Here is a 14,865-nt window from a genome sequence, read left to right as displayed (position 1 = left end):
GGTCCCGCTTAAGCGCAAGTAACAAGGCCTCCTTTTTCAACCTACTGGTACAGCAGTTTTACCGATACAGTCCCTGGTAGTTGACCCAGAGCGGCCAACAGTTCATCACTCGGATGTATCCGGTAAGCCTCTCCGAGGACAATCACGCTTGACGCATCGTGACGCTGGTAATCTATAACAACAGGACATGCCCCCCCAACCGACGGGTTGAGTACCTGCGCCAGTTGCGCAACTAACACCAAGTCTGATTTGCCGTTCAAGGTTATCCGCAACTCGCTCGCATAGGCACCCCTAGCTTCATCCAGCGACAAAATTCGGTTGGCGCGCATAGACAGACCACCAGAGTAGTCATCATGTGCTACACCACCTTCCATCACAATCAAAGTATCTTTGGTCAGTGCTTCTCGAGAGGCCTGAAAGGCCTCGGCATAAACTGTCGCCTCAATACGCGCCGAGCGATCATCTAAGGTCACAATCGCCATGGTATCGCCACGCTTCGTTTTCATTGTCCTAACCGCCACTATCAGACCTACGATGCGCTGACTACTTTTTCCGTCAGCACGCAGATCAGCGATTTTAGTTGGCACAAATTGGCGGATCTCGCGTTCATAGTCGTCAATAGGGTGACCCGTGACATACAAACCCAGCGTATCTTTTTCGCCGCTAAGACGCTCACGCCCGCTCCAAGGACGCGCCGATCTGAAAGCTGCATAGACGTTGCCATCCGCACTGGGTGCTGAGGGCATGACCTCGCCAAATAAATCATCGATACCTGACGCTGTATTACTCGCTTTTTGTTCCGCCGCTTTGACCGCATCGTCAACGGCAGCCATGAGCACCCAACGAGGTTCTGACAGTGAGTCAAAGGCGCCAGCTCGCACCAAAGCTTCAATGGCACGTTTGTTCAAAAGACGGCGATCAGTACGCGCACAGAAATCGAATAAATCCCTGAAGGGACCATTCGCATCTCGCTCGCGCAAAATCGCCTCTACGGGGCCCTCACCCAAGCCTTTTATCGCACCCAAACCGTAAACAATTTCACCGAGATCATTCACGGTAAATGCGTAGCGACCTTCATTGACATCGGGTAATTTCAAGGGCAAGCCCATGGCGCGACATTCTTCAATAAAAATAACGATCTTATCGGTATTTTGAAGTTCCGAGCTCATAACGGCCGCCATGAACTCGGCCGGGTAATGCACTTTTAGCCATGCGGTTTGATACGACACCAAAGCGTAGGCCGCAGAGTGCGATTTGTTGAAGCCATAGCCCGCAAACTTTTCTACCAAATCAAAAATTCGGATGGCAAGTTCTGGGTCTATGCCGCGCTCAGCGGCTCCCGACTGAAACACTTCGCGCTGTTTGGCCATTTCTTCGGGCTTCTTTTTCCCCATGGCGCGACGCAACATATCGGCTCCACCCAGTGTGTAACCCGCCAGCACCTGGGCAATCTGCATGACCTGTTCCTGATACAGGATAATGCCATACGTAGGATCCAAAATTGGCTTCAGCGACTCATGTTGGTAATGTGCATCGGGGTAGGCAATGGCCTCGCGGCCGTGTTTGCGGTTAATAAAGTTATCCACCATGCCCGACTGCAGTGGACCCGGTCGAAACAACGCCACTAATGCGATAATGTCCTCGAAATTATCGGGTCTCAGACGCTTGATCAGGTCCTTCATACCTCGAGATTCCAGCTGAAACACTGCCGTTGTGTCGGCCTGTTGCAACAACTGGAATACCGCGTTGTCGTCCAAGGGTATCTGATTGATATCGAGCGCTTGCTCACCATGAGCGACACGCCGAGGGTTGATCATTTTAATTGCCCACGCAATGATCGTAAGCGTTCGCAAGCCCAAGAAGTCGAACTTAACCAGTCCTGCATCTTCGACATCGTTTTTATCGTACTGCGTAACCAAGCCACCGCCAGTCTCATCGCAATACAAAGGCGAGAAATCGACTAATTTTGACGGCGCAATGACGACACCACCCGCATGTTTGCCAACGTTACGAGTAATACCCTCAAGCTGACAGGCCATATCCCAAATTTCTTGTGCCTGCGAGTCATCTCTTAAAAAATCGCGCAGAGCTTCTTCTTGCTCTACCGCCTTAGCAAGCGTCATACCCACTTCAAAAGGGATCAACTTTGATAGCTTGTCGGCTAAACCATAAGACTTGCCCTGGACTCGAGCGACATCTCTGACCACCGCCTTTGCTGCCATCGTACCAAAGGTAATAATCTGCGACACCGCATCGCGGCCATAATGAGTCGCTACATAGTCGATAACCTCGTCACGACGATCCATACAAAAGTCGACATCAAAGTCAGGCATGGATACCCGCTCAGGGTTCAAAAACCGCTCGAACAGCAAATCGTACTGCAAAGGATCAAGATCAGTAATCAGAAGCACATAGGCGACCAGCGAGCCTGCACCAGAACCGCGGCCCGGCCCAACGGGTATATCATGCTCTTTAGCCCACCGAATAAAATCCATCACAATCAAAAAGTAGCCCGGAAAGCCCATTTGAATAATGATGTCTAACTCGATATTGAGGCGATCGATGTAGTCTTGATGGCTAAAACGCGGATCCGGTATGCGCTCGCCTTGACCACCAATACGCTGAGCCAAGCCCTCGTGCGATAGCTGCCGAAAATACTGATCCATGGTCATACCCTCGGGCACAGGGTATTCGGGCAAATAGGGCGTACCCAGATTCAGAATCAGGTTGCAGCGTTTAGCAATCTCTACTGTATTTGCGAGAGCCTCAGGCAAGTCTTGAAACAGCTCGGCCATTTCTTGTGGGCTTCGAAGATATTGCTGATCGGTATAATTGCGTGGCCGCCGAGGATCGTCGAGCGTTCGCCCTTCACCAATACAGACGCGCGCCTCGTGGGCCTCGAACTCATCAGCCTGTAAAAACCGAACGTCGTTCGTCGCAACAATTGGACACTGAAGAGCCGACGCCAACTTCACGGCTTCATGAATGTAGGGCTCTTCATTATCTCGTCCGGTGCGCTGTATTTCGATGTAGAACCGTCCGGGGAATAAAGCCATCCATTGAGACGCGTGCTCTAATGCAAGATCTTGTTTGTTCGCCAACAGTAGCTGGCCCAGCTGGCCCTCTCGACCACCCGACAGTGCAATTAACCCTCCTTGGAATTCGGTCAGCCACTCGTATTCTATATAGGGCACGCCCAACCGCTGACCTTCTTGGTACGCTTTAGAAATTAACCGCGTCAAATTAGCGTAGCCTTCTAGGCTCGTCACCAACAGGGTTAACGGCAGGGCACGGTCAGTTTCAGCTAAACCCGATATCAAAAAGTCTGCACCAAAAATTGGCTTAACTCCGGCACCCAGAGCCGCTTTGTACGCCTTGACCAGACCAAAAAAATTGCAAAAATCCGTCACGGCGACGGCCGGCATCCCCAGCTCAGCGACCTTGCTCATCAGAGGCTTGATTCGCACAATCCCATCAATCAGGGAGTACTCAGTGTGCAAACGTAAATGAACAAAATCAGTCATCGAATTCTCTTTTTCCTATAAGCAGCGCTGTACGGGGCCAAAACTTTTACGGTGTTCGATCAGCACCCCATGATCAATCAGCGCCTGCCGGTGTTCGAGTGTAGGGTAGCCTTTGTGACGCGCGAATCCATACTCAGGATGGCGACGATCAAGGTCTACCATTTGAGCATCTCGAGCGACTTTAGCCAAGATACTCGCCGCGGCAATGCACGCATAAGTCCCATCACCCTTGATACAGGGCGTAGCAGGTACCCCCAGCTGGCGCGGCACTCTGTTGCCATCAACGAGAACATGCTCCGGGGTAATGGACAAGCCATTAACTGCACGAGTCATGGCCAGCATAGTCGCATGCAGAATATTCAATTCATCGATCTCAGCAGGAGTGGCCTGCCCAAACGCGAAACATAAAGCCTTGGCTTGAATGTCTTCGTTTAAAGCATGCAGTTGTTTTTCGGTGCATTTTTTTGAGTCTTTCAACCCCTCTACGGGGTTGTTGACGTCCAGAATCACAGCTGCAGTCACCACATTACCGACCAATGGACCACGACCTACTTCGTCAACACCCGCCACTAAGCCGATCTCGTACGCTAGCAACATATCAACGCCCCAAGGTATTCACAAGAACACTGGCACATTGGTCGCCAAACCGCGTATCGAGTGCGCTCAATATCTCTTTAAACGCAGCCTTTTGTGCGAGAGCGCCAGTCGCCATCAGAGCCTGAAGTTCATCGGCTAAAGCGCGCGGCGTTAACTCTTCTTGAATGAGCTCGGGAACCACTGCTCTGCCCAACATGATATTGGGCAAGCCAGCAAACTCCGTCTTGAGAAGGCGCTTTATAAAAAACCAACTGACAGATGACATTCGATAGGCGATGACCATTGGGCAATCTAGCAAAGCGGCTTCGAGTGTCGCGGTTCCTGATGTCACAGTGGCGAGTTCTGCAATTTTTAACAGTTCTCTCGATCCGCCGATGACGACCCGAGGTTTAATCGAAAACGTCGCCACTATTGATTGTATGAGGTCGAAATTAGCGCTGTTGCTGGCAGGAATCACAATGTCGTGTGGAAAATCACACAGCTCGAGGGCTTCCAAATAGATGGGTAACAGCGATTCGATTTCACTTCGGCGAGAGCCTGGCAACAAGGCCAGTACGCGCTCATCGCCAACATGAAGGGCCGCCCGAATATCGACATCGGAGGGTAACTCTTCCAGAGCCTCAACCATTGGATGCCCAACAAAGTGTGCACGAACCTTGGTTCCCTCAAAGGATCTCGGTTCAAAAGGGAACAAACACAGTAGATCATCGCACGCTTTGGCAATCGTCTTAACTCTCCCCTCTCGCCAAGCCCACACAGTTGGACACACCAGATGCGCTGTTGGTATCCCCTGCGCTTTGAGTGCAATCTCGATATTCAAGTTAAAATCCGGGGCGTCAATGCCTAGAAACAGGTTCGGAGGGTGTTTGAGCCAGTGTTGTTTGAGCTGCTTTCGCATACTGAGTAACTCTGGCAAGCGTTTTAGAGGTTCGACCAAACCCATCACTGCTAATCGTTCCATATCAAACCAAGACGACAAGCCAGCCTGAGTCATGCGAGGCCCCCCAATACCCTCAAACTCGATATTCGGGATCCGTTTCTTTAGGGCTTCGATGACCTGGGCACCAAGGATGTCGCCAGAGGTTTCGCCCGCAACTATTGCGATACGAAGAGCTGACATAATCAGCGAACGATGCCTCGTTCGGAGGCTTCTATGCTCTCAATCAACAAGGCCACCTCAGGCGTTTCGATAATCATACCGCTTAGACGCTGCAATGCGATATCTAGGGTTAACCCCTGCCGATACACGATTTTAAACGCGCGTCGCAGTTGGCTAATCGCTTCAACACTAAACCCACGGCGGCGTAAACCCTCAGTATTGATCGTTTTAGCCTCAGCGGGCGCGCCACTGACAGTGACATAAGCAGGAACATCTTTTCCTATTGCAGTGCCCATACCGCTGAACGCATGCGATCCTATTTTGCAAAACTGGTGCACCAGCGTGTAGCCACTGAGAATAGCCCAATCGCCCACGTGGACGTGGCCGGCAAGAGCCGTATTGTTCACCAAAATCGTGTGGTTTTTAATCACACTATCGTGCCCGATATGAACGTAGGCCATTAGCAGGTTGTTATTCCCAATGACAGTCTCGCCGCGGTCTTGCACGGTACCGCGGTGAATCGTCACGTTTTCGCGAATGACATTATCATCGCCAATGAGTAGCCGCGTAGGCTCGTCTTTATATTTTAGATCCGGGGTACGCTCGCCAATGCTAGAGAACTGATAGATGTGATTTCGTTCGCCTATAACCGTGGGGCCGCGAATGATCACATGCGGTTCAATAATTGTATCTTTTCCGATCACCACATCGGGCCCGATGTAAGTCCATGGGCCTATCTCAACGCCTTCAGCGAGCTGCGCTTTGGGGTCTATAATGGCGGTTGGATGAATATTCATTTATCGATCTGCGCATAGAATCGTGGCAGAAGCAGCTTTCTGGCCTTCGACATCAGCCGACACTTCGAACTTCCAGATGCCTCGCTTCTCTGAAACAATTCTGGCATGCAACATCACTCGATCGCCAGGCACACAGGGGCGTTTAAAGCGCAAATTGTCGGCGCCGACAAAATAATAAATCGAGCCGTCCTCTGGCGTTTTGTTCATCGTCACAAACCCAAGTATGCCCGCCGCCTGCGCCATGGCCTCAACTAATAGCACGCCCGGAAAAACGGGCTCCTGAGGAAAATGGCCTTGAAAAAACTCTTCATTGATCGTCAGATTCTTGTAGGCAGTAATTGATTCGCCCGGCACTAAGTCAACGACTCGGTCAACCAGCAAAAAAGGGTACCGATGAGGTAAATATTTTCGGACTTCATGAATATCCAACATTGCTATTGATCTCGAGTTTCCTTGCTCAATAATTTTTCCAGTTGCTGAACTCGCTTGTTCAAGTTTTCCAACTGTCCCATTCTAACCGCACTTTTTCGCCATTCGACCGATGGCATCATCGTGGTACCAGACGAATAAGATCCGGGCTCAATAATCGACTTAGTCACCATACTCATCGCCGTCACATGAACATCGTCACAGATATCCAGATGACCTACCACCCCAACACCGCCCGCGAGAGTGCAACGCCTACCGATTCGCGTGCTTCCCGCCAGTCCCACACAGGCTGCGATCGCGGTCTGATCGCCAATAATACAATTGTGGGCAACTTGGACGAGATTATCGATTATCACGTTGTTGCCCAACACAGTATGCTGTAACGCGCCTCGGTCAATCACTGTATTGGCACCGATATCACAGTCGTCACCAATACGTACGCCTCCTAGCTGTTCGATCTTTACCCAGCCCTCTGGACTCGGTGCAAAACCGAACCCGTCGCTGCCAATGACAGCATTGCTGTGGATACGACAGCGTTGGCCAATATGCACGTCCGAGTATACCACTACGCCGGCTTCAAGACGGCTACCAGCGCCTATCTTGCAATGATCAGCGATACTCACATTTGCGCCTATGGTCACACACGGACCAATTTCGGTGCCTCGCCCGACTGATACATGAGCGCCAACAGCCGCAGTAGCATCGACTGTTGCCTCGGGATGCACTTGCGCACTCGGATGAATGCCCGTCGCAAGCTCTTTAGCTGCTGCGAAATAATGGGTCGCTCGCGCGAAAGCCAAATAAGGATCGGATGCCAATATCGCGGCACAACCCTCAGGGACGCGATCAGACCACGCTGGCTTTATAATGACCACACCGGCCCTTGTTAAGGCCAGTTGGCTCAAAAATCGTGCTTGCGAAACGAAAGCGAGCTCCGTTGAGCTCGCTGTATGAATTGGGGCGATGGCCGAGATATCACGGTCATTGCCGACCAATTCGAGCTGTAAATGCTCAGCTAGAATACTCGCTAACACAAGAACATGGTGTCCTTACTTAGCCGACGCTTCTGCTAGCTTCTGATTTAGCTTGTCCGTCAGTTTTGCCGTGATGTTGTAGCTGTTGTCTGCATGCATCACCGCATTTGCCGGCAATAATAAACCAATGCTCTCTGTCGTAATCAAATCACGCAGTACTTCTTGAGTGGCCTGACTCATGTTGCGCAAAATCATTTGCGCTTCCATTTGCTGAGCTTCTTGCAGCTTCGTCTGATGCAACTTGATCTCGTCTTCCTGATCTTTCAAGGATTTAATCTTGTTCGCTTTTTGCTCGTCAGTCAGCACCGCTGAATCTTTTTGAAACGCCGCCGCGTCCTCTTCATACTTTTTCAAGAGATCTTCAAATTTCTCTTTGCGCTCTTTGAAGTCAGGCTTATCAGCCAGCGCTTTCAATGAAGCTTGCGCAGAGTCTGTGCTCAGAATTGCCGTCTCGATATTGACTACAGCAATACGCCCTTGCGCAGCAACCTGAAACGACGCTAACAAAGCCGCAACAAACACCAACCCTTTCGTTATTTTTAACACAGTTTTCTCCTAACAATTAAAATTAAAATCCACGACCCAAAGTAAACTGGAAGGCTTCTTCGCGATCGTCTGGACCCGCGTTCATAGGCTTCGCCAAGCTAAACGTCATCGGTCCAAATCCGGTAATCCAACTCACCCCTACACCCACCGAATAGCGGAGCTCGCCGGCATCAATATCAAAGCAATTCAACTGAATCGCCGAGCAGTTGGTGTTAAATACGTTGCCCGCGTCAATGAAGAAGGCGGAACGCAACTTGCTGCGGTCTTCAATGAAGGGCATCGGGAACAACAGCTCAATGCTACCTTCGATCAAAACGTTACCACCAAACGGATCGGGGTCATTATCTTGAATCGCCGTGTAGGCAAGTTTCCCGGTAGATGGGTCCAAAACATACCCAAATTGAGTGCCGTCGGGCCCACCAACTTCGGTGGGAATACCATCGGCATCAATACCAGTCACTGGCCGCGAGATGGTATAAGTCGCTGGAGGCGTACTCCTGGGGCCGAGAGTATTGTTCTCAAAGCCGCGTACCGAACCAAAGCCGCCCGCGTAGAAATGTTCAAAGAAGGGCAATTCCGTCGTACTGCCAAATCCATCGCCGTAGCCGAGCTCGGTTCTGAATCGCAAAGTGAATAATTCTGACAGTGGCAGGAACAATTCGCCGCGGTAATTGAGTTTGTAAAATTCAAGATCTGAGCCCGGCAGAGACAGTTCCAAAGACACCGACTGTGAAGCACCACGCGTAGCCAATCGACCCCGGTTTAAGGTCGACTGCAACCACGAGGCCGTAATCGTGTAGTTAAAGAAATCATCGCCATTCTCATCCAAGAAACCGGTAACGTCCGCGTTTGTTAGCGCAGAGAATGGAAGCGTATCAATCGGGTTGAACACCTCTACTGAGGTGTATGCCCCAGTGTCATCTCGCACCGCTTGCTCATACCAGCCCTCAATACCCGTCTCAAGACGCGGACTTGCTTTGATTTCTTGCACAGCATAACGGCCCGCCGTAATCGTCGTCGAGTTGACCCCGAAGTTCAGACCTATGCGTTGTGTTTCTTTAATCGGGTAACCGAACGAAATCGCCCCACCAACGGTATCGGTGGTGTAACTCGCGACGTTAATTTCAGACAAATCTGTCGCTCGGTAAAATATGCTAAAGCCACGACTCACACCGTCTTCCGTGAAGTAAGGGTTGGTGTAAGAAATATTGTAAAGGTCTTGGTACTGCGAGCTGTTAATGCCCAAGCCAATGCTCTTGCCGCTACCCAAAAAGTTGGCCTGTTCTAGGTTCAAACCCAGAATCAAACCCGCATCTTGTGCATAACCTACGCTACCTGAAATAGAGCCAGACGACTGCTCTTCTACGGTGAAGGCGACGTCGATCAGGTCGTCCGTGCCGGGCACGGGCAGCGTTTCGACTTCCGCTTTACTGAAATATCCCAGTCGCTCTAGGCGCACGCGAGACTGATCAATCATAGCTTGAGACGCTGGCGCGCTCTCCATTTGCCGCATCTCTCGGCGCAACACCTCATCTGAGGTGAGCTCGTTACCCGCAAACGTAATACGTCGCACATAGGTGCGTTTACCTGGGTCGATAAAGAATTTCATATCAACGGTGTTGTCTTCTTCGTTGATGTCGGGAATGCCCGTGACCTTGGCAAAATTATAGCCCTCATTACCTAAGCGCTGCGTGAGGTACTCTTCCGTCGCCGTGACCGCAGCCTGATTGTAAGTTTGCTCTTCTTTGATCAAAACAAAGGGCATGAGCAGGGGCTTGTCGACGACTAAATCCCCGGATAGATCAACCGACGCCACGGTAAACTTATCGCCCTCTGTGATGTTAGCGGTGATGTACACCGCACTCTTATCGGGAGACACTGCTACCTGAGTGGAATCAATCGCAAACTGTAAGTAGCCGCGGTCCTGATAGTAAGAGGTTAACTTTTCAAGATCACCCGTGAGCTTCTCCTTCGAGTACTTATCATCACTCGTGAAGAATGACAGCCAACCGCCCGTTTTCAGCTCAAACTCTTTGGTTAATTCGTCTTCATCAAACAGGGTATTACCCACGATATTTATGTGCTTAATGCGCGCCGGCGTTCCCTCGTCAATTGTTATATTGACAGAAACGCGGTTGCGCGGTTCTGGAATGACATCGGTTTCGATCGCAGCATCATAACGCCCTTGTTGCACATACTGCCTTTGAAGTTCCAACTGCATGCCTTCCAGAGTGGAGCGCTGAAACACCTGCCCAACGGCCAAGCCCGCGCCCCGCAAGCCATCAAGCAATGCCTCGGTCTCAATGGCTTTATTGCCATCTATGTTAATCTCACTAATGCTGGGGCGCTCAGCGACGATGATCACGAGCACTGACCCGTCTCGACCGATCTGAATGTCATCGAAGTTGCCGGTATTGAACAAGTTGCGGCTCGCTTGCCGCAATGACGCCGGCGTCGCGGTGTCACCCACTGCCAGCGGAAGTGCCGCAAACACACTGCCCGCCGATATACGCTGTAAACCTTCTACACGTATATCACTTACTTGAAACGGCTCTGCGCTGGCGTGATGAGCCAACAGAGTGATGCCCACAACAGCAAGTAATCTAGATAAAAATTTCAAGGTAACCCTTATTTATGTCACTCGTTAACGTTAGACGCTTCGAGATTATTGATTTTCCCTCAGCCCAATCGAGCCACATCATTATACAACGCAAATACCATTAAACAGGTAACCAAAAATAAGCCAATTTGGTAGCCCATAATTTGAACACGCTCAGGTACTGGCCGCCCCGCTATCCACTCTATTGCATAGTACAATATGTGACCACCATCAAGCACTGGAATGGGCAATAAATTTAAGACGCCCAGACTGACACTCAGCAAGGCTATAAACTCAAAATAACTCGCCCAGCCGCGCTCGGCCGTCGCGGTGGCCACTTTAGCAATCGTAATCGGACCGCTCAAGTTTTTTGGGGATATCAAGCCCTCCACCATCTTCTTCATCGAGTCCAGCGTAAACACCACCAGCGCTCCGGTGCGCTCTAGGGCTGCCGCCAAAGACTCAATCGGACCTCGCTCTAAGTAGCGGACCATATCCACAGGGAACTCGACAGCCGCCGGATACACCCCTAGGCGCCCTATTGTGTCTCCGTCTACCACGGCAGCCTCAATTTGCACCGCGACCGTTAAAGGCAGCCCGTCACGCAGTATTCCCAACCAACGCTCTTGCCCAGCGGAGCGTTTAACCTCTTCGACAAGCGCCATCCAATCTGAGATCGTGCTGCCATCAATTGACACAAACTCATCACCAACCTGCAGACCCGCTTTCATTGCAGCTCCATCATCGGCCAAGCCTCCGATTATTGCCGGAATGACAGGGCGGTAAGGCTCGATACCCAACTCCCGAATGAGATCGACGTCTTCCGCTCCGGCTAACCATCGATCCAAATTCGCCTGTGAGCTGTAAACCTGCTGGCTGGGCGGATAAATCACTGAAAATTCTATTGTCCCAGAGTCGCCGAGCCGTTCCAGCAGAGCGAAATTCACCGCCTGCCAAGTCAGTGTCTTTTGTCCGTCGATCGCAACGATTTCTTGATCGGACTCCAAGCCGGCCATTTCGGCAATACTGCCCGGCTCGACGCTTCCGATTACTGGCGCGAGGCCGCGTTCTCCAGCGAGAAAAAGCACGAAGTAGACGATGATGGCCAGTATAAAATTGAACATCGGTCCCGCTGCAGCAATTGCAATACGCTGAGCAGGCGACTTGTTATTAAAAGCCTGGGCTTTCAGGTCTGCATCGACGGGCGCCTCGCGCTCGTCTAGCATTTTGACGTAGCCACCGAGGGGCAATACGCCGATAGCATATTCAACGCCATCTTGTGCCTGCCGGGACCACACCGAGCGACCGAACCCAACGGAGAACTTCAATACTTTCACGCCGCAGCGTCTAGCCACCCAAAAATGACCAAACTCGTGTACTGTCACAACAATACCGAGCGTAACGGCAAGCATGAAAACTGTTTGAATAATATCGAACACGATCAAAGTCCTTTTCGCATGCGCTCAACGTCAACCGAGGCAAACTGTCTCGCCAAACGGTCCTGTTCTAAGACCACGTCAATCGACTCCGGTTCCCGATTGACGACACTCGCGAGAGTATTTTCGACGATTTTGGGAATATTACCGAATTCAATTCGCTGGGCTAGAAAAGCCTCCACCGCCACCTCGTTTGCCGCATTGATGATCGCGCTCGCCGTGCCGCCTGCCGCCGCAGCTTCTCTCGCCAATCGCAAACACGGAAAACGAGTGGTATCGGCGGATTCGAACTCCAAGGTACCCATACTTAAAAAATCGAGCGGCTTAACGCCCGCATCAATGCGTTCAGGCCAAGCCAAACCGTAAGCGATTGGCGTTCTCATATCCGGATTGCCCAGCTGTGCGAGCACGCTGCCATCATCGTATCGCACCATCGAGTGAACGATACTTTGTGGGTGCACCACAACCTCTATCTGAGAAGCAGGCATACGAAACAGCCAGCTAGCCTCTATCAGCTCAAGACCTTTATTCATCAAGCTGGCCGAATCCACTGATATTTTTGCGCCCATACTCCAATTCGGATGAGCTATCGCCTGAGCCGGTGTCGCGCGCTGAATTGCATCCGCCTCCCATAGGCGAAATGGCCCACCCGACGCCGTCAAAATAATCGAACGAACACCCTCTAGATTCGGCACGGCGCGATCATCACTCGCAAGACACTGGAATATGGCATTGTGCTCAGAGTCGATGGGTAAAATCGCAGCACCTGACCTTTCTGCAGCATCCATCAACAAAGCGCCCGCCATCACCAGCGATTCTTTATTCGCAAGTAACAGTTTTTTACCCGCATTTGCCGCAGCCAGAGTCGAAAGCAATCCGGCAGCGCCGACGATCGCAGCCATCACCACGTCGACCTCGGCACTCTGGACCAATGAGCAAAGCTCATCGCTACCCGTCATAACCTGAGTGTCAGTGTGAGCCAGAGCCTCAGCCAAGCGCTCAGCACTGTCACTGTCGGCCATGTGGGCATAGCGTGGATTGTGCAACTGACACAATCCAATCATCTGATCAACCGAGGTATTCGCCGCCAGCACAGTCACTTTAAATCGACGAGGATGACGCGCCAACACATCTAAGGTACTGGCACCAATCGATCCGGTCGCACCCAATACCGCAACGGACTGCTGAGTTGGGGACTCCATCACCAATTCGCCAGCATGTAACCCAAAGCAAAAATCGGTGCCGCGCCGCAGATACTATCGAGGCGATCCAAGACACCACCATGCCCGGGCAACAAGTTACCACTGTCTTTATGCCCGCTTTCGCGCTTTACCATGCTGACCATCAGATCGCCAACAACTGAGGCGAGAGCCGTTGCCAGCGTTATGGCCAAAATTGCAGCCAAATTTAAATGCGAAACTTCAACCGGACGCAACCACCAAAGCAAAACGCCAAAGCCAGCACAGGCCAGAAAACCGCCCCAAAAGCCCTCCCATGTCTTGCCCGGACTCACGTTTGGCGCGAGTTTGTGACGCCCTAGGAGTCGGCCTGAAAAATAGGCACCGACATCTGCCACAACAACTGTTGCGACCATACAAATCAAAACCACTCGCCCCAAGGGGACGCTCAGCAAGAACATAACAGCAATCCAGGCAGGCACGAGCATCAGGTAACCCATGATTAAGCGCATGACTCGGCTGCGCCATAAAATCGCGCTACTCGGATAGCCTTTAATCCAGAGCATCGCCACTGCCCAAGCCAGACATGCAACGCCCATCACTGACTGCACATTTAAGCGCTGAACCTGCGCCAACAATTGCAATTGCACACTGCCTGCGATCAACCCTGCCACAATCAACACTAAAAATAGACTGCGCAAAACGAATGAGGCAAGTCCTGATAGCCGCGTCCACTCCCACGCACCCATGAGTACAAACAAGCCAAAGACAGCAGCAAGCAAAGAAGGCGATGCGAACAAAACCAGGCCGATGAACATGAGTGCTAGAGGCACTGCCGTGGCAATTCTAGCCATTAACATGGGCAACCTCCTCGTTCCGACCACCGAACCGTCGATCTCTGCTACCAAAATCTATCAAAGCGTGCTCAAAGGCTGTTCTGTCAAAATCAGGCCACAATGTGTCGGTAAAATAAAACTCGGTGTACGCAAATTGCCACAGCATAAAATTGCTGACTCTGGCGTCACCGCCGGTTCTAATGCACAAATCTGGCTCGGGCAGATGCCCAGTTACCAGATACTCAGACATCATCGTCTCGTTGACACTGTTTGCATCAACGCGCCCGGCCTGAATGTCAGCCGCGAGGCGCAAACTCGCTTGCGCGATATCCCAACGACCACCGTAATCCACCGCAATCACCAGCGTCGATCGGTGGTTGTCAGCCGTCAAGGCTTCGCTTCGCTCCATCAATTGCACGACCCGCGCGCTTAATCGATCACGGCGACCAATGAATTTTATTTGCACGCCGTCTTCGTGCAATTCCTGCACCTCATTGCGCAAATAGCGCATAAACAACGCCATCAGGGCTCGCACCTCGGGCCGCGGTCGTCGCCAGTTCTCGCTACTAAAAGCAAACAAAGTAAGCACGTCTATTTGGTGCAGCTTGCAGGAGTCGAGTACACCTCTCACTGCCTCAACGCCAGCTTTATGACCGGCCGAGCTCGATAAGTTTCGACGTTTTGCCCAACGATTGTTCCCATCCATGATGATAGCAACGTGTTTAGGTTTCGGGGCTAAGGCGGCGTTTCTAAGCACCGCGTTGTTATTGGCAGCAACCATGCAGATGTG

Annotated in this window: 12 protein-coding genes; all 12 read right to left on the bottom strand. The window is 51.5% G+C overall.

Annotated elements, in window-relative coordinates:
* Positions 1–41: 41 nt before the first annotated feature.
* Genes dnaE through uppS form a run of 12 tightly spaced genes read right to left on the bottom strand, consistent with a single transcriptional unit; the run spans position 42 to position 14,856 of the window.
* Positions 42–3,524: a DNA polymerase III subunit alpha gene (gene dnaE, locus EYZ66_RS05190; RefSeq protein ID WP_009574525.1), complete on the bottom strand. Its 3,483-nt coding sequence runs from the start codon at positions 3,522–3,524 to the stop codon at positions 42–44.
* Between the two features lie 15 nt (positions 3,525–3,539).
* Positions 3,540–4,121 (bottom strand): ribonuclease HII, encoded by a 582-nt coding sequence (gene rnhB / locus EYZ66_RS05185; protein ID WP_009574524.1) that lies wholly within the window; start codon positions 4,119–4,121, stop codon positions 3,540–3,542.
* Position 4,122: 1 nt separating this feature from the next.
* On the bottom strand, positions 4,123–5,241 hold the full coding sequence (gene lpxB / locus EYZ66_RS05180) for a lipid-A-disaccharide synthase (protein ID WP_009574523.1): 1,119 nt from the start codon (positions 5,239–5,241) through the stop codon (positions 4,123–4,125).
* A 2-nt stretch (positions 5,242–5,243) separates the two neighbouring features.
* Positions 5,244–6,017, bottom strand: a complete 774-nt coding sequence (gene lpxA, locus EYZ66_RS05175; RefSeq protein ID WP_009574522.1) for an acyl-ACP--UDP-N-acetylglucosamine O-acyltransferase — start codon at positions 6,015–6,017, stop codon at positions 5,244–5,246.
* The gene (gene fabZ, locus EYZ66_RS05170) at positions 6,018–6,449 is read right to left on the bottom strand and encodes a 3-hydroxyacyl-ACP dehydratase FabZ (protein ID WP_009574521.1); all 432 of its coding nucleotides are present in this window, start codon (positions 6,447–6,449) and stop codon (positions 6,018–6,020) included.
* Positions 6,450–6,451: 2 nt separating this feature from the next.
* A complete protein-coding gene (gene lpxD / locus EYZ66_RS05165; protein ID WP_009574520.1) occupies positions 6,452–7,480 on the bottom strand; it encodes a UDP-3-O-(3-hydroxymyristoyl)glucosamine N-acyltransferase in 1,029 nt (342 codons plus the stop codon).
* A gap of 15 nt (positions 7,481–7,495) precedes the next feature.
* A complete protein-coding gene (locus EYZ66_RS05160) occupies positions 7,496–8,026 on the bottom strand; it encodes an OmpH/Skp family outer membrane protein (RefSeq protein WP_009574519.1) in 531 nt (176 codons plus the stop codon).
* Positions 8,027–8,048: 22 nt separating this feature from the next.
* Positions 8,049–10,646, bottom strand: coding sequence for an outer membrane protein assembly factor BamA (gene bamA / locus EYZ66_RS05155; RefSeq protein WP_009574518.1), 2,598 nt, complete (start codon positions 10,644–10,646; stop codon positions 8,049–8,051).
* 59 nt (positions 10,647–10,705) lie between these two features.
* A complete protein-coding gene (gene rseP / locus EYZ66_RS05150) occupies positions 10,706–12,064 on the bottom strand; it encodes an RIP metalloprotease RseP (protein WP_160195612.1) in 1,359 nt (452 codons plus the stop codon).
* A gap of 2 nt (positions 12,065–12,066) precedes the next feature.
* A complete protein-coding gene (gene ispC / locus EYZ66_RS05145) occupies positions 12,067–13,263 on the bottom strand; it encodes a 1-deoxy-D-xylulose-5-phosphate reductoisomerase (RefSeq protein WP_040815780.1) in 1,197 nt (398 codons plus the stop codon).
* Positions 13,263–14,099 (bottom strand): phosphatidate cytidylyltransferase, encoded by an 837-nt coding sequence (locus tag EYZ66_RS05140; protein ID WP_009574515.1) that lies wholly within the window; start codon positions 14,097–14,099, stop codon positions 13,263–13,265. The genes ispC and EYZ66_RS05140 overlap by 1 nt, the downstream gene beginning before the upstream one ends.
* A complete protein-coding gene (gene uppS / locus EYZ66_RS05135) occupies positions 14,086–14,856 on the bottom strand; it encodes a polyprenyl diphosphate synthase (RefSeq protein ID WP_083814310.1) in 771 nt (256 codons plus the stop codon). The genes EYZ66_RS05140 and uppS overlap by 14 nt, the downstream gene beginning before the upstream one ends.
* Between the last annotated feature and the right edge of the window lie 9 nt (positions 14,857–14,865).

Origin of the sequence: Aequoribacter fuscus, from assembly GCF_009910365.1 — a bacterium.
Lineage (GTDB): Bacteria > Pseudomonadota > Gammaproteobacteria > Pseudomonadales > Halieaceae > Aequoribacter > Aequoribacter fuscus.
The sequence above is the reverse complement of the archived record's forward strand: the minus strand, read 5'-3'. Positions and strand labels throughout refer to the sequence as shown.